Origin of the sequence: Streptomyces xanthochromogenes, assembly GCF_014650455.1 — a bacterium.
Classification (GTDB): Bacteria; Actinomycetota; Actinomycetes; order Streptomycetales; family Streptomycetaceae; genus Streptomyces; species Streptomyces xanthochromogenes.
The window spans coordinates 272,833-295,337 of sequence record NZ_BMUZ01000012.1 but is presented as its reverse complement, the minus strand read 5'-3'; the positions used below and the strand labels follow the sequence as shown (position 1 = coordinate 295,337).

Annotated in this window: 22 protein-coding genes; 7 read left to right on the top strand and 15 right to left on the bottom strand. The window is 73.0% G+C overall.

Translation table 11 applies throughout. From position 1 onward, the window contains the following. Positions 1-6: 6 nt before the first annotated feature. Positions 7-501, bottom strand: a complete 495-nt coding sequence (locus IE267_RS29480) for a sigma-70 RNA polymerase sigma factor region 4 domain-containing protein (protein WP_167156416.1) — start codon at positions 499-501, stop codon at positions 7-9. A 71-nt stretch (positions 502-572) separates the two neighbouring features. Continuing rightward, complete coding sequence (locus IE267_RS29475) at positions 573-1,733, bottom strand: glycerophosphodiester phosphodiesterase (protein ID WP_189765314.1); 1,161 nt, start codon at positions 1,731-1,733, stop codon at positions 573-575. 318 nt (positions 1,734-2,051) lie between these two features. On the opposite strand from IE267_RS29475, the gene IE267_RS29470 reads away from it, so the two are divergent. After that, positions 2,052-2,672: a lysophospholipid acyltransferase family protein gene (locus IE267_RS29470; protein WP_229861483.1), complete on the top strand. Its 621-nt coding sequence runs from the start codon at positions 2,052-2,054 to the stop codon at positions 2,670-2,672. A 404-nt stretch (positions 2,673-3,076) separates the two neighbouring features. Here IE267_RS29470 and IE267_RS29465 read toward each other — a convergent pair whose 3' ends face one another. The 3 genes from IE267_RS29465 to argH form a co-directional block, all read right to left on the bottom strand. Next, complete coding sequence (locus tag IE267_RS29465; RefSeq protein ID WP_189765355.1) at positions 3,077-4,573, bottom strand: MFS transporter; 1,497 nt, start codon at positions 4,571-4,573, stop codon at positions 3,077-3,079. A 38-nt stretch (positions 4,574-4,611) separates the two neighbouring features. Further along, positions 4,612-5,163 carry a TetR/AcrR family transcriptional regulator gene (locus IE267_RS29460; protein WP_189765313.1) on the bottom strand — a complete coding sequence of 184 codons (552 nt, stop codon included), beginning with the start codon at positions 5,161-5,163 and terminating at the stop codon, positions 4,612-4,614. Between the two features lie 69 nt (positions 5,164-5,232). Beyond that, the gene (gene argH / locus IE267_RS29455; RefSeq protein ID WP_167154814.1) at positions 5,233-6,660 is read right to left on the bottom strand and encodes an argininosuccinate lyase; all 1,428 of its coding nucleotides are present in this window, start codon (positions 6,658-6,660) and stop codon (positions 5,233-5,235) included. A 344-nt stretch (positions 6,661-7,004) separates the two neighbouring features. Here argH and IE267_RS29450 point away from each other — a divergent pair, with 344 nt between their 5' ends. Then, positions 7,005-7,694, top strand: a complete 690-nt coding sequence (locus tag IE267_RS29450; protein ID WP_167154810.1) for a L,D-transpeptidase family protein — start codon at positions 7,005-7,007, stop codon at positions 7,692-7,694. A gap of 50 nt (positions 7,695-7,744) precedes the next feature. Here IE267_RS29450 and IE267_RS29445 read toward each other — a convergent pair whose 3' ends face one another. The 5 genes from IE267_RS29445 to argC are packed head-to-tail and all read right to left on the bottom strand — an operon-like array spanning position 7,745 to position 12,614. Then, positions 7,745-8,287: an arginine repressor gene (locus IE267_RS29445; RefSeq protein WP_161246062.1), complete on the bottom strand. Its 543-nt coding sequence runs from the start codon at positions 8,285-8,287 to the stop codon at positions 7,745-7,747. A 7-nt stretch (positions 8,288-8,294) separates the two neighbouring features. Beyond that, complete coding sequence (locus IE267_RS29440) at positions 8,295-9,491, bottom strand: acetylornithine transaminase (RefSeq protein ID WP_167154807.1); 1,197 nt, start codon at positions 9,489-9,491, stop codon at positions 8,295-8,297. Further along, entirely contained in the window at positions 9,488-10,408 is a 921-nt protein-coding gene (gene argB / locus IE267_RS29435; RefSeq protein ID WP_161246058.1) for an acetylglutamate kinase, read from the bottom strand. The genes IE267_RS29440 and argB overlap by 4 nt, the downstream gene beginning before the upstream one ends. Beyond that, positions 10,405-11,586, bottom strand: coding sequence for a bifunctional glutamate N-acetyltransferase/amino-acid acetyltransferase ArgJ (gene argJ / locus IE267_RS29430; RefSeq protein ID WP_167154804.1), 1,182 nt, complete (start codon positions 11,584-11,586; stop codon positions 10,405-10,407). The genes argB and argJ overlap by 4 nt, the downstream gene beginning before the upstream one ends. Beyond that, on the bottom strand, positions 11,583-12,614 hold the full coding sequence (gene argC, locus IE267_RS29425; protein WP_189765312.1) for an N-acetyl-gamma-glutamyl-phosphate reductase: 1,032 nt from the start codon (positions 12,612-12,614) through the stop codon (positions 11,583-11,585). The genes argJ and argC overlap by 4 nt, the downstream gene beginning before the upstream one ends. Before the next feature lie 254 nt (positions 12,615-12,868). Here argC and IE267_RS29420 point away from each other — a divergent pair, with 254 nt between their 5' ends. From IE267_RS29420 to IE267_RS29410, 3 genes are all read left to right on the top strand, one after another. Beyond that, positions 12,869-13,474, top strand: coding sequence for a dihydrofolate reductase family protein (locus tag IE267_RS29420; RefSeq protein ID WP_189765311.1), 606 nt, complete (start codon positions 12,869-12,871; stop codon positions 13,472-13,474). 90 nt (positions 13,475-13,564) lie between these two features. Beyond that, on the top strand, positions 13,565-14,509 hold the full coding sequence (gene sigJ / locus IE267_RS29415) for an RNA polymerase sigma factor SigJ (protein ID WP_189765310.1): 945 nt from the start codon (positions 13,565-13,567) through the stop codon (positions 14,507-14,509). A gap of 102 nt (positions 14,510-14,611) precedes the next feature. Further along, a complete protein-coding gene (locus IE267_RS29410; protein ID WP_189765309.1) occupies positions 14,612-15,853 on the top strand; it encodes an NAD(P)/FAD-dependent oxidoreductase in 1,242 nt (413 codons plus the stop codon). Between the two features lie 20 nt (positions 15,854-15,873). Here IE267_RS29410 and IE267_RS29405 read toward each other — a convergent pair whose 3' ends face one another. Further along, positions 15,874-17,121, bottom strand: coding sequence for an RNA polymerase sigma factor (locus IE267_RS29405; protein WP_229861482.1), 1,248 nt, complete (start codon positions 17,119-17,121; stop codon positions 15,874-15,876). Further along, positions 17,118-17,483 carry a YciI family protein gene (locus IE267_RS29400; RefSeq protein WP_189765307.1) on the bottom strand — a complete coding sequence of 122 codons (366 nt, stop codon included), beginning with the start codon at positions 17,481-17,483 and terminating at the stop codon, positions 17,118-17,120. Before IE267_RS29400 ends, IE267_RS29405 begins: the two co-directional genes overlap by 4 nt. Positions 17,484-17,669: 186 nt before the next feature. Here IE267_RS29400 and IE267_RS29395 point away from each other — a divergent pair, with 186 nt between their 5' ends. Then, entirely contained in the window at positions 17,670-18,227 is a 558-nt protein-coding gene (locus IE267_RS29395; protein WP_167154781.1) for a sugar O-acetyltransferase, read from the top strand. A 22-nt stretch (positions 18,228-18,249) separates the two neighbouring features. On the opposite strand, the gene IE267_RS29390 is transcribed toward IE267_RS29395, so the two are convergent. Together IE267_RS29390 and IE267_RS29385 are read right to left on the bottom strand one after the other, a co-directional pair. Beyond that, positions 18,250-18,681, bottom strand: a complete 432-nt coding sequence (locus IE267_RS29390) for a GNAT family N-acetyltransferase (protein ID WP_189765306.1) — start codon at positions 18,679-18,681, stop codon at positions 18,250-18,252. Between the two features lie 31 nt (positions 18,682-18,712). Beyond that, complete coding sequence (locus IE267_RS29385) at positions 18,713-20,152, bottom strand: aminotransferase-like domain-containing protein (protein WP_167154775.1); 1,440 nt, start codon at positions 20,150-20,152, stop codon at positions 18,713-18,715. Here IE267_RS29385 and IE267_RS29380 point away from each other — a divergent pair. After that, the gene (locus IE267_RS29380) at positions 20,151-21,134 is read left to right on the top strand and encodes a DMT family transporter (protein WP_167154771.1); all 984 of its coding nucleotides are present in this window, start codon (positions 20,151-20,153) and stop codon (positions 21,132-21,134) included. The genes IE267_RS29385 and IE267_RS29380 overlap by 2 nt on opposite strands. 24 nt (positions 21,135-21,158) lie before the next feature. Here the strand turns inward: IE267_RS29380 and IE267_RS29375 are convergent, their stop codons facing one another. Then, entirely contained in the window at positions 21,159-22,418 is a 1,260-nt protein-coding gene (locus tag IE267_RS29375; RefSeq protein ID WP_189765305.1) for a glycoside hydrolase family 10-like protein, read from the bottom strand. Positions 22,419-22,505 lie beyond the last annotated feature (87 nt).

Sequence of the window (22,505 nt, the reverse complement as noted above, 5' to 3'; positions counted from 1 at the left end):
GATTGTCTACCGCTCCTTTCCCCCGAGTTCAGGAGCGGCAACCTCCGCCGCCAGCATTCTGCGCAGGCATCCCAGGCAACGGGAACGCATCGGCCCCAGGCTGCCCTGTGAGATATCCAACTCCCCTGCGATTTCCCGGTAGGTGGGGTCCTTCGGCGAGAGCAGCGCGGTCAGCAGCCGGGGGCAGTTGCCCGGGGTGCGGCCGACCGCGGCACGCAGCACGCGGCGCCGCTCGGCGGTGATCGCGGCGAGTTCGGGCCCCGGGTCCGGGTCGGCGGCCGGTGCGCTGCCGTACGGGCTCTCCTGGCGGCGCAGCCTGCGGGCGCGGCGCGCCTCGGCCCGCACCGCGGTGCGCACCCAGTGCGCGGGGTCGGCCGGGTGCTGCTCCAACAGCCGGAGCCAGACGGCCTGTTCGAGGTCGGCGGCGTCCACCCCGGTGCCGGGCGCCTCCGCGGCGGCCTCGGCGGCGAGCAGCGGGCTGAGCTGTGTGACGAGATCCATGCCGGGCGGGACGCGCCCGCCGCGGCAGCCGGTTTCCGCGGCGGGCACTTCTCACTCGTACGAGGACGGACTCAGCGCGCGCGGAAGTCGGCGGCGGCGAGCAGCGCGGTGTCGGCGTTGTCCGAGAACACCGCGTCGATGCCGGTGGCGAAGTACGTCTTGAAGGCCCCGAACGCGTCCCCGTAGGCGTTCGGGTCGGTGCCGCGCCGGAAGTCGGCCGGCAGGAAGGTGTTCTCGTTGCGCATCGTGTACGGGTGCAGCACCAGGCCCTGCGCGTGCGCGTCCCGGACCAGGGTGGTGGGCCTGGTGAGCCGGCCCGACGCGTCCTTGGGGATGATCAGGTCGAGGGTGGGGCCGATGCCCTGGGCGTACGAGGCGATCCACTTCAGGCCGGCCGGCTCGACCAGGTCGTCGACGGTGCGCGGGTCGCCGGCGACCACGAAGTCCCAGGGCTTGGTGCCGGCGTTGGAGAGCAGGACCACCGAAGGCGTGTCGACCAGGCGCGACAGGCGCTGGATGCTGCTGGGCTCGAAGGATTCCAGGAAGTGCGGGGCGTCCGCGCGGTGGCGGCCGTAGCGGCGCAGCAGGGTCGCGACCCGGTTCTCCAGGGGCAGCCCGATGCCGCGGAAGTAGGAGGGGTGCTTGGTCTCGGAGTGCAGCCAGATCCGGCGGCCGAGACGGCGGCCCTGCTCCTCGGCCCAGCGCAGCACCTCCTCGAAGGTGGGTACGTCCCAGCGGCCGTCGTACAGGGTGTTGTGCTGCCGGTTGCCGGGGATGCGCTCCTTGGCCCGCAGTGTCTTCAGCTCGGCGAGCGTGAAGTCCTCGGTGAACCAGCCCGTGATCGCGACCCCGTCGACGGTCTTGGTCGCCTTGCGGGAGGCGAACTCGGGGTGGTCCGAGACGTTCGTGGTGGCCGAGATGTCGTTCTCGTGGCGGCAGACGAGGTGTCCGTCCTTGGTGGGCACCAGGTCCTGCTCGATGACATGGGCGCCGAGGTCGAGGGCGTGCTGGTACGAGCCGAGCGTGTGCTCGGGCCGGTAACCGGCGGTGCCGCGGTGCCCGATGACGTACGGGACGGGCAGGTCGCGGTAGCCGCCCCGCCCGCCGCCGCGGCGCTGTGCGGCCGAGGCCGGTGCGCCCGCGAGCCCGGTGGCCGCCGTGCCGAGCACGGCCGCGCCCGCCGCTCCCAGCACGGTGCGGCGTCCGGGGCTCATCCGCTCACCCTCAGTCATGAACACTCCTCAGTCGTCTGTTCCCACGGGCGAATTCCACATGTCCCCGCACCTGCCGGAGCGGGGAGTCGAGCGTAGGCGGACGGAACTGAAGAGAGGGATGCTTTATGGGTACCCGGGGACCAATGCGGGCCGAACCTGGCGCGAACACATGTCAACAGCGCGTATCCACTTCGTGAACCCGATGTGCGATCAGCGGCGGCCCGCGAGTATCGTCCTCACCTGCACAGACATCCCACCCCCACCCAGACGACTCCGGAGGGCCCGTTGTCCCGCTTCGCGCTCATCAAGGCAGTGCTCGGACCGATCATGCGCCTGATGTTCCGCCCACAGGTGGAAGGCGCCGAGAACATCCCGGGCACCGGTCCAGTCATCCTCGCCGGCAACCACGTGACGTTCATCGACTCGATCGTGCTGCCCATCGTGTGCGACCGGCAGGTGTCCTTCATCGGCAAGGACGAGTACGTCACCGGCAAGGGGCTCAAGGGCCGCCTCATGGCGTGGTTCTTCACCGGGGTCGGCATGATCCCGGTCGACCGGGACGGCGCGAACGGCGGGGTCGCGGCGCTGATGACCGGCCGCCGCATCCTGGAGGACGGCCGGATGTTCGGCATCTACCCGGAGGGCACCCGCTCCCCCGACGGCCGCCTGTACCGCGGCCGCACGGGCGTCGCCCGGCTCACCCTGATGACGGGCGCGCCCGTCGTCCCCTTCGCGATGGTCGGCACGGACAAGCTCCAGCCGGGCGGTGCGGGGATGCCGCGGCCCGGCAAGGTGACGGTCCGGTTCGGCGAGCCGATGGAGTTCTCGCGGTACGAGGGGATGGACCGGGACCGGTACGTGCTGCGGGCCGTCACCGATTCGGTGATGGCCGAGGTCATGCGGCTGTCCGGCCAGGAGTACGTGGACATGTACGCCACCAAGGCCAAGGCGGCCTAGCCCCCTCATTGACCGGGGCGCACCCCAACTCCCTTTGCCTGACGGATCTTGGGCTCGACCCTGCGGGGGTCGGGCCCATTTCTCTTGTCCGCGCAAGGCCCTTGAGCGCAGCCCTGCCAAGGCGCGCCCCAACTCCCCTTGCCCCGACGCGGGGTTCGGCCCGGCTCCGCCAGGGGCGCGGGGAACTGCGCGACCGGCCCGTGGCGGCCCGTGGCGGCCCGCAGATGAAAACACACAGGCTGCGCTCGAACGGCGATCGTTCACCCGCACACCGTGCGTGGCTGGTCGCGCGGTTCCCCGCGCCCCCAAACAGCACGGGCACCAGCCCATGCGACCCCGACCGCACCCCCAGCCCGCTCAGGGCCGAGGCACAGCCGGGCCGTAGGGGTGCGGCACTCGGGGTGTCAGGGGTGTTCCAGGCCCTCGGCGAGCTTCTGGCCGCGCAGGAGGAACCAGGCCGCCGTCGCCGTGGCGAACAGCACCACCGCCCCCACCCCCGCCGCCGTCTGGAAGCCCTGCGTGAAGGTGTCCCGCGCCGCGGACAGCAGCGCGTCCGCCTGATCGGCCGGCAGCTTCGCCGACGCCTCCACCGCCCCGCCGAGCGAGTCGTGCGCCTCGGCCGCCACGTCCGCGGGGACGCCCGCCGGGACCTCGAAGCCCCGGTAGATGCCGGTCACCACGGAGCCGAGCAGCGCGATCCCGAGGGCCGCGCCCAGTTCGTACGCGGTCTCGGAGACCGCGGACGCCGCCCCCGCCTGCTCCTTCGGCACGCTGGAGAGGATCACGTCGGCCGTCACCGTGAAGGCGAGGCCCGCCCCGAGGCCGCCCACGAACAGGGCGATCCCCAGCGAGAGGACCCGCGTCTCCGCGCCGAGCAGCACGCACGCGGCGAGCGAGACGCCGACCGCCGCGAGGCCTCCGGCGACCGCGCTGCGCACGGAGGCGCGCCGCGCGATCGTGCCGGCCGCGAGTCCGGCCCCCACCGCGCCGACGGCGGCGGGCAGTTCGATGAGCCCGGCCTGCAACGGCGAGCGGCCCTGGACCAGTTGGAGGAACTGGGACAGGAAGAACACCAGGCCCGACAGGCCGAGGATGGTCAGCAGATCGGCGAGCACGGCCCCCGAGAAGCCCCGGTGGTGGAAGAGCCGGATGTCCAGGAGCGGCGAGGCGAGCGTGCGCTGGCGGCGTACGAACCAGACCAGCGCGGCGATGCCGAGCACGCCCGCCGCCAGGATGTCCCAGCGGAACCCGTTGACCGCGGCTTCCTTCACCGCGTAGACCACGGCGACCATGCCGACCAGGGAGAGCCCGACGCTGATCAGGTCCCACGGGCCCGGGTCCGGGTCACGGGACTCGGGCAGCAGCTTGATGCCGACCAGGACCAGGACGGCCATCACGGGCAGGTTGATGAGGAAGACCGAGCCCCACCAGAAGTTCTCCAGGAGGAACCCGCCGACCACCGGCCCGACCGCCGCACCCGCGGACGCGGCGGCGCCCCAGATGCCGACGGCGAGGCTGCGCTCGCGCGGGTCGTGGAAGATGTTGCGGATCAGGGCGAGCGTGGACGGCATCAGGGTCGCGCCCGCGACGCCGAGCAGTGCCCGGGCCAGGATCATCATCTCGGGGGTGGAGGCGTACGCGTTGAGCACGGAGACCGCGCCGAACGCCACGGCGCCCATGAGCAGCAGCTTCTTGCGGCCGATGCGGTCGCCGAGGCTGCCCATCGAGACGAGCAGTCCGGCGATGACGAACGAATAGACGTCGCCGATCCACAGCAGCTGGGTGCCGGTCGGTTTGAGGTCCTCGCTGAGGAAGGGCGTGGCGAGGCCCAGCACGGTCGCGTCGACGGCGACGAGCAGCACGGCGAGTACGAGCACCGCGAGCGCGAGCCAGCGGCCCATCGGGCCGATGGCCTGGGGCGCCCGCTGTTCGGTTGCGGTCACTTCTCCACGCTCCGTCGTGCACCGCCGAGCAGCAACTCGACGATCATGTACTGGAAGTCCTTGGCGGCGACCCGGCCGTCCTGGACGGCCCAGGCGCCGGAGCCGATCAGCCCGTACAGGGCCTCGGTGAGCCAGGCGGGGGTGAGGTCGATCCGGAACTCGCCCTGCTCCTGGCCGCGCCGGAAGAGGGCGGAGACGCGGGCGTCGATGCGGGCCCAGCCCTCGTGCATCTGCTCGGTTTCGAAGAGCTGGTTCTCGGTGACCAGGAAGGCGAGCAGACCCGCCACCGGCTCGACCTCGGTGACCAGGCGGCGCAGCGCGTCGGGGGCGCCGTCCGCGTCGAGCCGGGCCGCGTCCAGGGCGGCCTCCAGCTCGCGGATGCCGAGTTCTTCGAGGGCTCTGACCAGCGCTTCGCGTCCCGCGAAGTGGCGATGGAGGGTGGCCCGGCCTATTCCGGCGGCGCGGGCCACCTCGTCCATGGTGGCGGTGGCCTTGCGGGTGAGGAGGGCGGCGGCGGTGCGAAGCACCTGGTCTCGGTCCACGGTCATGAGACAAGCCTAGCCCCGATGAGACACGAATGTCTCATCGGGGCTGGGGGCCAGGCCTTCGCCGGGGGGTTACTTCTTCGCGGTCGCCCAGGCGTGCTGGACCGCCAGGTCGGCCTTGACCTCGGCCAGTTGGACCGCCACCGCCGAGGGGGCCGTACCGCCCCTGCCGTCGCGGGAGGCGAGTGCGCCCTTGACGTTCAGGACCGTGCGGACGTCGGGGGTCAGATGCTCGGAGATCTTCGCGAACTGCTCGTCCGTGAGCTGGTCGAGCTCGATGCCGTGCGCCTCGCACTCCTTGACGCACTCGCCCGCGACCTCGTGCGCGACCCGGAACGGCACGCCCCGCTTGACCAGCCACTCGGCGATGTCGGTGGCGAGCGAGAAGCCCGCCGGGGCCAGCTCCTCCATCCGCTCGCGGTTGACGGTGAGCGTGGCCATCATGCCGGTGAAGGCGGGCAGCAGCAGCTCCAGCTGGTCGCAGGAGTCGAAGACCGGCTCCTTGTCCTCCTGGAGGTCCCGGTTGTATGCGAGCGGCAGCGCCTTCAGCGTGGCCATCAGGCCGGTGAGGTTGCCGATGAGGCGGCCCGACTTGCCGCGCGCCAGCTCCGCGATGTCCGGGTTCTTCTTCTGCGGCATGATCGACGAGCCGGTCGAGAAGGCGTCGTGCAGGGTCACGAAGGAGAACTCCTTCGTGTTCCAGATGATGATCTCCTCCGCGATCCGTGACAGGTTCACGCCGATCATCGCCGTGATGAAGGTGAACTCGGCGACGAAGTCCCGCGAGGCCGTGCCGTCGATGGAGTTGCCGACCGAACCGTGCTCGAACCCGAGGTCGGCCGCGACCGCCTCCGGGTCGAGCCCGAGCGAGGAGCCGGCGAGCGCCCCGGAGCCGTACGGCGAGACCGCGGTCCGCTCGTCCCACTGCCGCAGCCGCTCGGCGTCCCGGGACAGGGACTGGGCGTGGGCCAGCACATGGTGGGCGAAGAGGACCGGCTGGGCGTGCTGGAGGTGCGTGCGGCCCGGCATCGCGACGTCCGGGTGGGCCTCGGCGAGGCCGACCAAGGCGTCCTGGAGCTCGGCGATCAGGCCGCCGATGGTGCGGGCGTGGTCACGCAGGTACATCCGGAAGAGCGTGGCGACCTGGTCGTTGCGGGACCGGCCGGCGCGCAGCTTGCCGCCGAGGTCGGCGCCGAGCCGCTCCAGGAGGCCGCGTTCCAGGGCGGTGTGGCAGTCCTCGTCGGCGATCGTGCCGACGAACGAGCCGTCGGCGACATCGGCCTCCAGCTGGTCCAGGCCGTCGGTCATGCGCTGGAGCTCGTCGGCGGTGAGCAGGCCCGCCTTGTGGAGCACGCGCGCGTGGGCGCGCGAACCGGCGATGTCGTACGGGGCGAGCCGCCAGTCGAAGTGGACCGAGGCGGACAGCTTCGCCAGCGCTTCGGCGGGACCGTCGGCGAACCGGGCTCCCCAGAGCCGGACGTCACCGTTGTTGCTGCTCACAGCTCAAGCTCCTCAGAAGTGGATGTGCGACCGCCTCCCCGCCGCGGAGGAACGGGGAGGCGGCCGTATAACGAGTCGGGCTGACCCGAAGTCGCGCCGGGCGACATTCTCGCCGTTAGGCATAACTATGCAATCCACCGTATGTTTTGTCAACGCCTCACTGTCGGGGTGGCTGCCACCGCCCCGCTGTCGGGCGGGGGTGGCTGCCAACGCCCCGCTGCCGGGCGGGGGTGGCTGCCAACGCCCCGCTGCCGGGTGGGGCCGAAGGGAGTGCGGCGCACGTACGGAGCAACTCCGGCCGCTTCGGGCGGCCGGGCGACGCGGCGGCACATACGGTCCGGAACATGCGCATCGTTGCCGTGCTCCTGGCGTCCCTGCTGTTCCCGCTCGCCGCACCCGCGGACCCCGGGCCGCTGCCCGAGCGGCTGGCCGACACCGGGGGCGGCAGTCAGCTCCTGACTGCGGAGGCGCCCGGCACCGGGGCCACCACGGGCCGGCTCACCTGGTGGGACCGGCGCGACGGAAGCTGGGTGGAGGCGGGCTCGGCGCCGGCCAGGTTCGGCGCGAAGGGCCTGGTGGAAGGCGCGTCCCGGGTCCAGGGCACCGACACCACGCCGACCGGCCTCTACTCGCTGCCGTACGCCTTCGGGGTGGCGGCCGCGCCGCCGGGCACCCGCTATCCCTACCGGACCGCCACGGACCGGTCCTGGTGGTGCGAGGACAACGAGGCCCGCGCCTACAACCGGTGGGTGGAGGGCCTGCCCGCGGACTGCCGGGCGAGCGAGTCGGAGCACCTGACGGCGTACGCGAGCCAGTACGCCCGGGCGCTGGTCATCGGCTTCAACTACACGCGGCCCGTGCGCGGTCGGGGGGCCGGCATCTTTCTGCACGTCAACGGCCGTGCCGCGACGGCCGGTTGCGTCTCGGTGCCGGCCGAGGCGATGGACCGCATCCTCGCCTGGGCCGACCCGGTGCGCCGACCGCACATCGCGATCGGCACGACCGGAGGGCCGACCGCGATCACGCGCTACTGAACCGGCCCGGCGCGCCGGGCAGTTGAGGGCCACAACCCCCAACCACGGGGTCAGCGGGGGTCGTTCTGGGCCAGACGCAGCAGATGGTCCGCGAGGGCCTGGCCGCCCGACGGGTCGCGGCTGATCAGCATCAGCGTGTCGTCCCCCGCGATCGTGCCGAGGATGTCGTGCAGCTCGGCCTGGTCGATGGCCGAGGCGAGGAACTGGGCGGCGCCGGGCGGGGTGCGCAGGACCACCAGGTTGGCGGAGGCCTCCGCGGAGATGAGGAGTTCCGCGGACAGCCTGCGCATCCGCTCCTCCTTCGCCGACTCGCCGAGCGGCGCCTTCGGCGTACGGAAACCGCCCTCGCTGGGCACCGCGTAGATCAGCTCGCCCCCGGTGTTGCGGATCTTCACCGCGCCCAGCTCGTCGAGGTCGCGGGAGAGCGTCGCCTGGGTGACGCTCAGCCCGTCGTCCGCGAGGAGCTTGGCGAGCTGGCTCTGGGACCGCACCGGCTGCCGGTTGAGGATGTCCACGATCCGGCGGTGGCGGGCGGTGCGGGTCTGCGGTACGGCGGGGCCGCCCGGGTCGAAGTCCTGCGCCTCGTCGGTCATCGTCGTCTCATTCTCCGGATCGTCCGTCCCCGTTGACTGTGCCGAGGACGCCGGGCAGCGCCTGGAGGAACGCGTCCACCTCCGCATCACCGATGATGAGCGGCGGCATGAGCCGTACGACATCGGGGGCGGGCGCGTTGACCAGGAAGCCGGCGTCCTGAGCCGCCTGCTGCACCTGGGGTGCGAGGGGCTCGTTGAGCACGATACCCAGCAGCAGCCCCGCACCACGGACATGGGAGACCAGCGGGTGGCCGAGCGCCTCGATTCCGGCGCGCAGCTTCTCGCCGGTCCGCTTGACGTGGTCGAGCGCGCCGTCGGCGGACAGCACGTCGAGCACGGCGAGTCCGGCGGCGCAGGCGACGGGGTTCCCGCCGAAGGTGGTGCCGTGCATGCCGGGCTTCAACAGCTCGGCCGCCGCGCCGAAGGCGACCGTCGCGCCGAGCGGAAGACCGCCGCCGAGCCCCTTGGCCAGGGTGACGATGTCGGGCTCGACGCCCTCGTGCTGCTGGTACTCGAACCAGCTGCCGGTCCGCCCGATACCGGTCTGCACCTCGTCCAGGACCAGCAGCGTGCCGGTGGCACGGGTGATCTCCCGGGCCGCCTCCAGGTATCCGGCGGGCGGGACGACGACGCCGATCTCGCCCTGGATGGGCTCGATGACGACGAGGGCGGTCTCCTCGGTGACGGCCGCCCGCAGCGCGTCGACGTCCCCGAACGGTACGTGGGTGACGTCGCCGGGCAGCGGCAGGAACGGCGTCCGCTTGCCCTCCTGGCCGGTGAGGGCGAGCGCGCCCATCGTCCGGCCGTGGAAACCGCCGTGGGTGGCGACCATGTGGGTCCGCCCGGTGAGGCGGCCGATCTTGAAGGCGGCCTCGTTCGCCTCCGCGCCGGAGTTGCAGAAGAACACCCTGCCGGGCCGGTCGAAGAGCTGGACCAGCCGCTCCGCGAGCGCCACCGGCGGCTCCGCCACGAAGAGGTTGGAGACGTGGCCGAGCGAGGCGATCTGCTGGGACACGGCCTGCACGACGGCCGGGTGGGCGTGGCCGAGCGCGTTGACCGCGATGCCGCCCACGAAGTCGGTGTACGCGGTGCCGTCCGCGTCCCACACGGTCGCGCCCGCGCCGCGCACCAGCGACAGCTTCGGCGTGCCGTAGTTGTCCGTCATGACGTGCTGCCAGCGCTGTGCGAACTCCTGGTTGGTCACCGCGCTCCCCCTTGTCCATCGCTCACGTGCGGTCCGTCGGGCACGACCATGGTGCCGATGCCCTCGTCGGTGAAGATTTCCAGCAGGATCGAGTGCTGGACCCGTCCGTCGATGACGCGCGCGGTGTTGACCCCGTTGCGCACGGCGAACAGGCAGCCCTCCATCTTGGGGACCATGCCGCTCGACAGCTCGGGCAGCAGGGTCTCCAGCTGACTGGCCGTCAGTCGGCTGATCACGTCGTCGCTGTTGGGCCAGTCCTCGTACAGCCCCTCGACGTCGGTCAGGACCATCAGGGTCTCGGCGCCCAGCGCAGCCGCAAGTGCCGCAGCCGCCGTATCAGCATTGACGTTGTAGACATGTCCGTCGTCCTGGGAGCGGGCGATCGAGGAGATGACCGGGATACGGCCGTCGTCCAGAAGCGCCTTGATGGCGCCCGGATCGATCGCGGTGATCTGGCCGACCCGGCCGATGTCGACCAGTTCGCCGTCGATCTCGGGGCGGTGCTGGATGGCGGTGATGGTGTGGGCGTCCTCACCGGTCATGCCGACGGCGAGCGGCCCGTGCTGGTTGAGCAGGCCGACGAGCTCGCGCTGCACCTGGCCGGCGAGCACCATGCGGACGACGTCCATGGCCTCGGGGGTGGTGACGCGAAGGCCCGCCTTGAACTCGCTGACCAGGCCGTGCTTGTCGAGCTGCTTGCTGATCTGCGGTCCGCCGCCGTGCACGACGACGGGCTTGAGGCCGGACTGCCGCAGGAACACCACGTCCTGGGCGAACGCGGCCTTCAGGCCCTCGTCGACCATGGCGTTGCCGCCGAACTTGATGACGACGGTCTTGCCGTGGTGCCGGGTCAGCCAGGGCAGCGCCTCGATGAGGATCTGCGCCTTGGGCAGGGCGGTGTGCTTGCGCGTGCTCATGAGCTGTACGCGCTGTTCTCGTGGACGTACTCGGCGGTGAGGTCGTTGGCCCAGATGACGACGGGCCCGGCGGTGCCGGCGGCGAGGTCGGCGGTGATCCTGACCTCGCGGTAGCGCATGTCGACCAGGTCGCGGTCCTCGCCGACGGAGCCGTCCTTGCAGACCCAGACGTCGTTGATGGCGACGTTCAGCCGGTCCGGGTCGAAGGCCGCCTTCGTGGTGCCGATGGCGGACAGGACCCGGCCCCAGTTGGGGTCCTCGCCGTGGATGGCGCACTTGAGCAGGTTGTTCCGGGCGATGGAGCGCCCGACCTCGACGGCGTCGTCCTCGCTCGCGGCGTTCACGACCTCGATGCGGATGTCCTTGGACGCGCCCTCGGCGTCCCCGATGAGCTGGCGCGCGAGGTCGTCGCAGACGGCGCGGACGGCCTCGGCGAACTCGCCGTACTGCGGGGCCAGTTCAGAGGCGCCGGAGGCGAGCAGCAGCACGGTGTCGTTGGTGGACATGCAGCCGTCGGAGTCGACCCGGTCGAAGGTCTGCCGCGTCGCGTCGCGCAGCGCCCGGTCGAGGGTGGCGGCGTCGAGGTCCGCGTCGGTGGTGAGCACGACGAGCATGGTGGCGAGGCCGGGAGCGAGCATGCCGGCGCCCTTCGCCATGCCGCCCACGGTCCAGCCGTCCTTGCTGACCACGCTGGTCTTGTGCACGGTGTCGGTGGTCTTGATGGCGATGGCGGCCTTCTCGCCGCCGTGCACGTCGAGCTGGGCGACCGCCGCGTCGACGCCGGGCAGCAGCTTGTCCATCGGGAGCAGCGTGCCGATGAGCCCGGTGGAGGCGACGGCGACGGTGCCCGCGCCGTGCCCGCCGGTCTCGTCGCGCCCCGCGGCGTTGAGCGAGGCGGCGGCCTTCTCGGCGGTGGCGTGGGTGTCCTGGAAGCCCTGGGGGCCCGTACAGGCGTTGGCGCCACCGGAGTTGAGGACCACGGCGCTCACCTCGCCGCCCTTGAGGACCTGCTCGGACCACAGGACCGGCGCGGCCTTGACGCGGTTGGAGGTGAAGACGCCCGCGGCGGCGAGGCGGGGCCCGGTGTTGACCACGAGGGCCAGGTCCGGGTTGCCGTTCTGCTTGATCCCGGCGGCGATGCCCGCCGCCTGGAATCCCTTGGCTGCCGTCACGCTCACGGCGCAACTCCCATCGTGGAAAGGCCCGTCGACTCGTCGAGTCCGAGGGCGATGTTCATGCTCTGCACCGCGCCGCCGGCGGTGCCCTTGGTCAGGTTGTCGATGGCGCTGACGGCGATGACGCGGTTCGCGGCCTCGTCGAGGGCCACCTGTACGTGAACGCCGTTGGACCCGTACACGGAGGCGGTGGTGGGCCACTGCCCGGCGGGGAGCAGGTGCACGAACGGCTCGTCGGCGAAGGCCTTCTCGTACGCGGCCCGTACGCTCTCGGCGCTCACGCCGGCCTTCGCCCTGGCGGAGCAGGTGGCGAGGATGCCGCGGGACATCGGCGCGAGGGTGGGCGTGAAGGACACGGTGACGTCCTCGCCGGCCACGGCGCTGAGGTTCTGGATCATCTCGGGGGTGTGCCGGTGCCCGCCGCCGACGCCGTACGGCGACATCGAGCCCATCACCTCGCTGCCCAGCAGATGCGGCTTGAGCGCCTTGCCGGCGCCGGAGGTGCCGGTGGCGGCGACGATCACGGCGTCCGGCTCGACGAGTCCGTCCCGGTACGCGGGGAACAGCGCGAGGGAGACGGCCGTCGGGTAGCAGCCCGGCACGGCGATCCGCCGCGTGGACTCCAACGCGGCGCGCGCACCCGGCAGTTCGGGCAGCCCGTAGGGCCAGGACCCGGCGTGCGCCGAGCCGTAGAACTTCTCCCAGTCGCCGGCGTCGCGCAGCCGGAAGTCGGCGCCCATGTCGACGACCAGGACGTCGTCGCCGAGCTGCTCGGCGACGGCCGCGGACTGCCCGTGCGGCAGCGCGAGAAAGACGACGTCGTGCCCCGCGAGAACCTCGGCCGTGGTGGCCTCCAGAACCCGCCCGGCCAGCGGGACGAGGTGCGGCTGAAGCGCCCCGAGCGGCTGCCCGGCGTTGGAGTTCGCGGTCAGCGCCCCGACCTCGACCCCGGGATGCCCGAGCAGCAGACGCAGCAGTTCCCCGCCCGCATAGCCACTGGCCCCTGCCACTGCCGCACGTACCGCTGCCATCGTTCCTCCTCGGTGATGGCATGACTATACGCAGTCATGCAGTTTTATGCAAAGAGTGCGCCGGTCCGATCGCCTCCGGGCTGCAACTGGGCGCTTCGGCCCGCCCCGGGCGTTCCCGTCGGTCCGGCCGGTCATGACGGCGGTCCGGGCCGTTTTCCCCGTCCTCCACGGTGCGGCCGATGATTTTCCGGCTCCCGGCCGGTCCAAGCTCATGACACCTCAGGACTCGTGACACCTCAGGAAGGGACACCGCCATGCCGGAGCTTCTCGTCGACTTCATCACCTCCCTCGACGGCTACGCGTCAGGAGAGGGATGGCCCGGGTTCTGGGGCCTCGAAGGCCCGGAGTACCTCGCATGGCTCGGGGAGCAGCCCCAGGCCACCTATCTGATGGGAGCGAACACCTACCGCTTGATGTCGGGCTTCGCAGGAGGCGAAGTCCCCAGTGGCCAGGACGAGTTCAGGCCCGAGGAGGAGGCGTCCGTCGACGAGCTCACGCGAGCTTCCAAGGTGGTGTTCTCCTCCTCCCTCAAGGAGCCACTTGCCTGGGCCAACACCACGGTCGTCCGCGACGACGCCGTCGAGGCGGTCCGTGCCATGAAGTCGAGCGGCTCGGGGCTCCTCAGCACGATCGGCAGCCTCAGCCTCTGCCGGTCCCTGCTCCGAGCCGGGCTCGTCGACCGCTTCCGGGTGGTGATGTTCCCGGTGATCACCGGGGCTACGGGTGAGGAGCGCATCTACGACGGCTATCCGGACGTTGCCCTGGAGATGATCGAGCACCGCACCTTCGACGGCCGCACCCAGCTGGTCGAGTACAGGCCCCGCGTTCTCGACCACCCGCCGCTCGGCGCCCCCGCGTGACGACGACCCGCCCGTCGGACGGCCCGGCCGGCGGGGACCGACGTCAGGGTGCCCGTGGTGCGGGGCCGGCGGCGGGCTAGGATCCGGGCCATGGCGCTGACCATGAAGGACGTGGACCGGTTCGAGGCCGCCCGACCGCGGCTCCAGGCCATCGGCTACCGGATGCTCGGATCCGCGAGCGAGGCCGAGGACGTGGTGCAGGAGACGTTTCTGCGCTGGCAGGCGTCCGACGTGGAACGCATCGAGGTGCCCGAGGCCTGGCTGACCAAGGTGCTCACCCGGCTCTGCCTCAACCAACTCACCTCGGCCCGCGCCCGCCGCGAGACCTATGTGGGCCAGTGGCTGCCCGAGCCGCTGCTCGACGGGGACCCGATGCTCGGCCCCGCCGACACCGTCGAGCAGCGCGAATCGGTGTCGTACGCGGTGCTCACCCTGCTGGAGCGGCTCTCCCCCAACGAGCGGGCGGTGTACGTCCTGCGGGAGGCGTTCGGCTACGCGCACCGGGAGATCGCCGAGCTGCTCGACCTCACCGAGGCCGCCAGTCAGCAGATCTTCCACCGGGCCAAGAAGCACGTGGCCGAGGGCACGGCGCGGACCGAGATCGACGCGGCCGCGGCCCGGCGGGTGGTCGAGGAGTTCCTGGCCGCCGCGGCCAGCGGACGGACCGAGCCGCTGGTGCGGCTGCTCACCGCGGACGCCATCGCGGTCGGCGACGGGGGCGGGAAGGTCCCGGCCCGTACGCGCGCCTTCGAGGGGGCACTCGCGGTCGCGACCTTCATGCGGGGCCTGTTCAAGCCCGGCAAGGCCAAGCGTGCCCTGGTCGGCGGCTCGGCCGAGGTGCATGCCGCGAACGCCAACGGGGCGCCCGCCGTCGTGGCCGTCGTGGACGGCCGGGTCGTCGGCGTCATGGCCCTGGAGATCGGCGCCGACGGCATCGTCGCGTTCCGCAGCCAGGGCAACCCCGACAAGCTGGACCGGGCGACCCGGCAGTGGGCGGCGACCGAGCACGGGGAGCCGCTGCTCCACATCTTCTGACCCCCTCCCGTCCCCTGTGACCCGCTTCACATCCCGCACCTGTCAGGAAACGGCGGGCCGCCCGGTTCAAGGGGCGACACCGCGCGAGACAGGAGCAGGGATATGCAGCACCGCATCATCGTCCTCGGAGCCGGATACGCCGGAGCGATCACCGCCGGTCGCCTCGCCAGGCGGCTCTACCGCGAGGACGTCACCGTCACCCTCGTCAACGCCGAGCCCGACTTCGTCGAGCGCGTCCGGCTGCACCAGCTCGCGACCGGCCAGGACCTCAAGGAACGCCCCCTCGACGAGATGTTCGCGGGCACCGGCGTCGAGGTGAGGCTCGGAAAGGTCACCGGCGTCGACGTCGACCGGAAGACCGTCGCCGTCGTGGCCGCGACCGGAGTGGACGCGAACGGCACGGCCGAGGAGCTCTCGTACGACACCCTCGTGTACGCCCTCGGCAGCGGCTGGACCGACCACGGCGTCCCCGGCGCGGCCGAGCACGCCCACCAGATCGCCGGTCGCGCCGGGGCGCTGCGGCTGCGCGACCGGCTCGCCCGGCTCGATGCCGGACAGCCGGTGGTCGTGGTCGGCGGCGGCCTCACCGGCCTCGAAGCGGCGACCGAGATCGCCGAGGCCCGCCCGGACCTCGATGTCGCGCTCGTCGCCCGCGGCGGCCTCGGCGACTGGCTCTCGCCCAAGGGCCGCGCGCATCTGCGCAAGGTGTGCGGCGACCTCGGCATCACCACGTACGAGAACGCCGCCGTCACCGGCGTCACGGCCGACCACGTCGCCACCGGCGACGGCAGCGCGATCCCGGCCGCGGTCACCGTGTGGACGACCGGCTTCGCCGTGCACGCCATCGCGGGGGCCACCGCCCTGGAGACCGGCGCCGACGGGCGGATCGCCGTCGACGCGTCCATGCGCTCGCTCTCGCACCCCGACGTGTACGCCGTCGGCGACGCGGCGGTGGCGACCGGCCCCGGCGGCGGGCCGCTGCGCATGTCCTGCGCCTCGGGCACCCCCATGGCCTGGCAGGCCGCCGGCGCGATCGTGGCCCGCCTGACCGGCGGGAAGCTGCCTGATGTGCCGCTGCGCTACTTCAACCAGTGCGTCTCGCTGGGCCGCAAGGAGGGCCTGATCCAGTACGTGACCGCCGACGACCGGGCCGTGCGCGGCGCCCTCACCGGGCGGTTCGCCGCCTTCTACAAGGAGCTGGTCTGCAAGGGCGCGGCCTGGGGCGTCGCCAACCCGTTCTTCGGGATGCCGGGCCGGCGCCGCCATGTGGTGGCGCGGCCCCGGACGGACGCGGCCGGCCGCGCCGCGGACCCGGCGGGCGCCACTGCCGGGGTCTCGGCCTGAGCGGGGCCGCGAGGGCCGCACTACGCGGCCCTCAGCTCCGCCAACCTCCGCTCCAGGAACGCTCGTTCCGCCGCGTTGCCCGTGCGGGCGAGCGCCTCCTCGTAGGCCCCGGCCGCCTCCTCGTACCGGCCGAGCCGGCGCAGCAGGTCCGCGCGGGTGGCGTGGAAGAGGTGGTACGCGGCCAGGTCCAGCGCGTCGACGAGGGCGAGGGCCTCGGCGGGGCCCTCGGTCTCGGCCACGGCGACCGCCCGGTTGAGGGCCACGACCGGCGTCGGGGCGAGCGCGAGCAGTTGGTCGTACAGCTGCCGGATCTGGTGCCAGTCCGTCTCCCCCGCCGTCGCGGCGTCGCTGTGCACGGCGTTGATCGCGGCCAGGATCTGGTACGGCCCCGGCCGGCCGAGGCGCAGGCAACGGCGCACCAACTCCTGCCCCTCGAACCTGAGTTCGGGGTCCCAGCGGGTGCGGTCCTGGTCGGCGAGGAGGACGAGGGCGCCGGCCGGGTCCGACCTCGCGGCCCGGCGCGACGCGGTGAGCAGCATGAGGGCGAGCAGGCCGAGCGGCTCGGGCTCGTCCGGCATCAGCTCGACGAGCAGCCGGCCCAGACGCAGGGCCTCGGCGCACAGGTCCTCGCGCACGAGGTCCTCGCCGGAGCTCGCCGCGTACCCCTCGTTGAAGATCAGGCAGACGACGGCGAGCACCGCGCCGAGCCGCTCCGGGAGGTCGACCTCGCGCGGGACGCGGTACGGGATGCGGGCGTCGCGGATCTTGCCCTTGGCCCGCACCAGGCGCTGGGCCATCGTCGGCTCGGGCACCAGGAAGGCGCGGGCGATCTCGGCGGTGCTCAGACCCCCCAACAGCCGCAGGGTCAGGGCCACTTGGGCGGTGGGGGCGAGCGAGGGGTGGCAGCAGGTGAAGACCAGGCGGAGCCGGTCGTCGTGCACGGGGCCCTCCTCGGCGGGCTCGTCGGCCGTGAACAGCCGCTCGCGCCGGGCGGCCTCGGCCTGCCGGTCGGCGCGGGTCGACTCGCGGCGCAGCCGGTCCACGGCCCGGTTGCGGGCGGTGGTGATGATCCAGCCGGCCGGGCTCGGCGGCAGCCCGTCGGCGGGCCACCGGGCGAGGGCGGCCTCGAACGCGTCCTGCACGGCCTCCTCGGCGAGGCCGATGTCCCCGAGCACCCCGACGAGGACGGCGACCGCCCTGCCGTACTGGGCCCGGAACACCCGCTCGACCTCGTCGTTCCCCGGCGCGCCCGCCCCCGTCCGGCTCACTCCTGGACTTCGCCGTAGAAGGGCCGCACCTCGATGGGCAGGGTCGTCGCGAGCACCGCCTTGCGGCCCCATTCCAGCGCCGCGTCCAGGTCGGGCGCCTTCACGATGCACAGCCCGCCGAGGTACTCCTTGCTCTCGATGTACGGCCCGTCGGTGGTGAGCACGTCACCGTTCTTCTCGCGCAGCACCGTTGCCGTGGAGGGCGCCGCGAGCCCCCCGGCGAAGACCCAGGCACCGGCGTCCTTGAGCTCCTGGTGGAAGGCCTGGAGGTTGCCGGTGATCCTGGCCATCTCGTCGGAGGACGGCGGGGTCCCCTCGCTCGGCGTGACCACGCTGAGCAGATAGTGCAGGGCGTTCGTCATGGCGTTCTCCTCGTACGGTGGCGTCCCCGGCGGGGCGGCCCTCACCATCTATACGAACGCGAACCGTGCGGATCGACACGGATCGCGGGCGCGCGCCGAAGTTTTTCGCCGTGCGCGGCGGCCGATGGCGTACGGTCTGGGCGACCGCGACCGTACGGTCCGCCGACCGAGCCGGGAGGACGCCCCGTGGGGGAGAACAAGCGCTTGATGCTGGCCGGCGAGTGGTACCTGCCCGACGACCCGGAGCTCCGCGCCGACACCGAGCGCCGCGTCCGGCTGTGCGCCGCCTACGACGCGGCGGCCACGGCCCCGGCCGCCGAACGGCACGCGGTCCTCGCCGAGCTGCTCGGCCGGGTCGACGCCTCCGTCCACGTGCGGGCGCCGTTCCGGTGCGACTTCGGCTACAACATCAGCATCGGCGCGGGGACGTTCGTGAACTTCGGCGCGGTCTTCCTCGACACCGGCAGCATCACCGTCGGGGCCGATGTGCAGATCGGGCCGAACGTGCAACTCCTCACGCCCGCACACGAGTTGGATGCCGAACGGCGGCGGGCCGGGTGGGAGAGGGCGCTGCCCGTGACCATCGGGGACAACGTGTGGCTGGGCGGCGGGGTGATCGTCTGCCCCGGTGTGAGCATCGGCGCGAACACGGTGGTGGGCGCGGGCGCCGTCGTCACCCGGGACCTGCCGTCGGGCGTGCTCGCGGTCGGCAACCCGGCCCGGGTCGTACGCGAGCTGACCTGAGCCGGGGCCGCGCGGCCCGGGACTACTGCAGGCCGAGGGCCATCCACTTGTCCGCGGTCTCCAGGGTGCGGAAGCCGATCCTCTCGTAGACCCCGTGGGCGTCCGCGGTGGCGAGCAGGATCCTGCGGAGCCCGGCGGGCTCCAGGTGGTCGCGTACCGCGGTGACGAGGGCCGTGCCGAGTCCCTTGCCGCGCACGGCGGGGTCCACGTACACGTCGCAGAGCCAGGCGAAGGTGGCGTGGTCGGTGACGACCCGCGCATAGGCCACCTGCTCGCCCGAAGTGCGGTCGTACGCGCCGAAGTTGAGCGATCCGGCGATGGCGGCGTCCTGCTTCTCGCGGGTGCGGCCCCGTGCCCAGTACGCGTCCGTGGAGAGCCAGTGGTGGACCCGGGCGGCGTCGAGGCGGGCGGGGTCGCTGGAGATCGCGCAGTCGCGGAAGATCACTTCACTCATGCGGGGAGCCTCGCAGGCGGCGGCCCGGTTGTCAGCAGTCCGGCACACCGTCCAGGGCGGTGCGCAGTCTGCGCACGGCCTCGGAGATCTCCGCGCGGCCCGTTACGCCCGCGAAGCTGAGGCGCAGATGCCCGGCCGGGGGCTCGGCGCTGAAGTAGGGGCGGCCCGGGGCCACGGCGACGCCCGCGCGCAGCGCCGCGGACACGACGACGGGCTCCGGTACGCCGTCGGGCAGCCGGAGCCAGAGGTGGTAGCCGCCGGACGGGACGTGGGGCAGGGCGAGTTCGGGGAGGCGGTGCAGGACGGCGGCGGCGAGGGCTTCCCGGCGCGCGGTCAACTCGGCCGACACCGCGCGCAGATGACGCCCCCAGGCCGGGGAGCCGACGAGTTCGAGGGCGGTCTCCTGCAGCGGGCGCGGCACGAAGAACGAGTCGACGACCTGGATCGCGCGCAGGCGTTCCAGGACCGGGCCGCGGGCGGCGAGCGCACCGACCCGCAGGCTCGGCGAGGTCGCCTTGGTGAGCGACGAGACGTGGACGACGACGCCGTCCGGGTCGTCGGCGGCGAGCGGGGCGGGCAGGGGGCCCGCGTCCTCGTGGGCGAGCCTGCGGGCGAAGTCGTCCTCGACGACGAACGCGCCGTGGGCGTGCGCGATGCGGACCGCTTCGCGGCCGCGGTCCGGGGACAGGAGGGCGCCGGTCGGGTTCTGGAAGAGGGGCTGGCAGACGAGGACGCGGGCGCCGGTGGCGGCGAAGGCGCGGGCGAGGAGTTCGGGGCGGATGCCGTCGGGGTCGACGGGGACCGGGACGGGCCGGAGGCCCGAGGCCCGGGCGATGGCCAGCAGGCCGGGGTAGGTGGGGGACTCGACGAGGACGGGTGCGCCGGGCGCGGCGAGCGCACGCAGGGCGGTGGTCAGCGCGGTCTGGCCGCCCGCGGTGACCAGGACGTCGGCGGCGGTGACCGCGCCGCCGATCTCCCGGGCGAACCAGGCGCGCAGTTCGGTGAGCCCGTCGACGGGCGGGCGGCTCCACACTCCGGGGCGGCGGCCGGCCCGTCCGAGGGCCGCGGCCATGGCCCGCTCGGGTTGGAGACCGGCGTCGAGGTAGCCGCCGCTGAGGTCGATGACGCCGGTCGCCGGGACGGTGAGGGTGGCCAGGACGCCGCTGGCGTCGACGGCGCGCGGGGCCGGTTCGGTGGCCCCGTCGGCGCTGAGCGCGACCTCCTGCCAGGAGGTGTCGCCGGTGCGCGCCGTGGCCGTACGCGGCTCGGCACGGTAGGCGCCCGCGCCGGGACGGGTGACCACGAGGCCCTCGGCGACGAGCTGCGCGAGCGCACGCGCGACCGTCACCGGGGACACCCGGTACCGCTCGACGAGCGCGCGGCTCGACGGCAGCTTTCCGCCGACCGAGTAGCGGTTCAGCTCACTCCGCAGGGATTCCGCCAGTTCGGTCACACTGCTACGCTCATGCATGACAGCACAGGATAGCGCTACTACCCTCAGCCCGATAGCGGTCGGCACCGGCACCGGCGGGGGGCCGGCCCTCGGGACCGGCACCGTCGAGGTCCCGGCAGCCGGACCGAGCGGCACCCCCACCTCCCTCCCCCGCGGCGCGCTGCTCGCCGCGCTCGGGGTCGTGTCCTTCTCGCTCACCTTTCCCGGGACCGCCTGGGGGCTGGAGAGCTTCGGACCCTGGTCGCTCGTGTCGCTGCGGATCACCCTGTCCGCGCTGATCGCGGGCGCGCTCCTCGCCGGGCTGCGGGTGCCGCTGCCAGCGCGGGCGCACTGGGCCGGTCTCGCCGTGGTCGCCGGAGGTTCGCTCGTCGGGTTTCCGCTGCTCACCACCCTCGCGCTGGAGACCTCGACGACCTCGCACGCCGCCGTGGTGATCGGGCTGCTTCCGCTGGCCACGGCGGCGCTCGGCGCGGTGCGCACCGGGCGGCGGCCCTCCCGCGCGTTCTGGGCGGCGTCGCTCGCCGGGGCCGCCGTGGTCGCCGTCTTCACCGTGCAGCAGAGCGGTGGGGCCCTGTCCGCGGGCGACGGCTATCTGTTCGCGGCGCTCCTCGTCTGCGCCGCCGCGTACGTGGAGGGCGGCCGGCTCGCCGCGGTGCTGCCGGGCTGGCAGGTGGTCGCCTGGTCACTGGTCCTGTGTCTGCCGTTCGCCCTGGCCGGGGCCGTGGTGGCGCTGGTCCACGAGCCCTGGCGGCTCACCGGACACGGCGTGGCCGGTCTGGTGTGGCTGGCCGCCGGGTCCAACTGCTTCGGCCTGTACGTCTGGTACCGGGGGCTCGCCGCGGTCGGCGTGCCGAAGGCAAGCCAGCTCCAGCTCGCCCAGCCGCTGCTCACGCTCGTCTGGTCGGTGCTGCTGCTCGGCGAACACCTCTCCCCGGCCGCCCCGCTCGCCGCGGCCGGGGTCCTGGTGTGCATCGCGGTGACCCAGCGGGCCCGGTCCTGAGGAGGACCCGCACCACGGCCCGGCTCAGCGGGCCCGGGCCGTGTAGTGGTCGGCGACGACGCGGGCCATGGCCCCGATGCGGTCCTCGGCCACTTCCTTCGCGGCGAAGAAGCAGTGGCCGCGCACCGAGGGGTGGCGATCGGCCAGGGTCAGATGGCGGGACAGCTCGGCCGGGTCCTGCCAGGCGGCGGGCTGCGCCGGGTCCCCCGCCTTGTAGAGGGCCTCGCCGATGTACAGGTCGACGCCGGTGCCCCGCGCGACCTCGTCCCACCACGGCACCAGGACGGCGTAGTCGGCGGCGGCCAGCCCGATGTTCCAGTACAGCTGGGGACAGATGTAGTCGACGAGGCCCTCGCGGACCCAGGCGCGGGTGTCGGCGTGCAGGTCGTCGTAGGTCTGGGCGCCGGCCGTGGTCGCCGAGCCCCGGGGATCGCTCGCCCTGTTGCGCCACACCCCGAACGGGCTGATCCCGAACCGGAGTCGGGGACGCAGCTCCTTGATCCGGGCGCCCGTCTCGCGCACCAGGAGGTCGATGTTGTCGCGCCGCCAGGCATCGCGGTCGGGGAAGCCGGACCCGTACCGCGCGTACGCCGCGTCGTCGTCGAAGCTCTGGCCCGCCACGGGATAGGGGTAGAAGTAGTCGTCCCAGTGCACGCCGTCGATGTCGTAGCGGCGTACCGCGTCCAGCATCGCGTCCTCGACGAACCGGCGGACCTCGGGCAGCCCCGGGTTGTAGTACAGCTTCCCGCCGTAGGGGACGACCCAGTCGGGGTGCAGCCGCGCGGGGTGGGTGGGAACCAGCAGCGACGGGTCCGTGTGGTTCGCGACGCGGTAGGGGTTGAACCAGGCGTGCAGTTCGAGGCCGCGCCGGTGCGCCTCGCGCACGGCGGTGCCCAGCGGGTCCCAGCCGGGGTCCTGGCCCTGCGTTCCGGTGAGCCACTGCGACCACGGCTCGTAGGGGGACGGCCACAGCGCGTCGGCGGTCGGGCGGACCTGGAACACCACCGCGTTGAGCCGCCGCTCGACCGCCTTGTCCAGATGGGCCAGGAGTTCGGCGCGCTGCGCCTGCGCGGACAGCCCGGCCCCGGAGGGCCAGTCCCGGTTGGCGACGGTGGCCAGCCACACCCCGCGGAACTCCCGCCGCGGCCTCCTGCCCGCCATGTCCCGCACCGCCCGCTCCAGCGTTCCGTCCCGGCCGGCGGCCGTCGCGCCGCCCACCGTGACCAGCCCGCTCAGGGCTCCCGCCGTGCCCGCCACAAAGCTCCTGCGCGTGATTCGCCCCACGTCACACCCCTCGCTCGGATCCCGTCGGCCCAGGTGTACCGGACAGCATGCCCGCCCCGGCCCCACTGGCACACGCGCGTCCGGAGT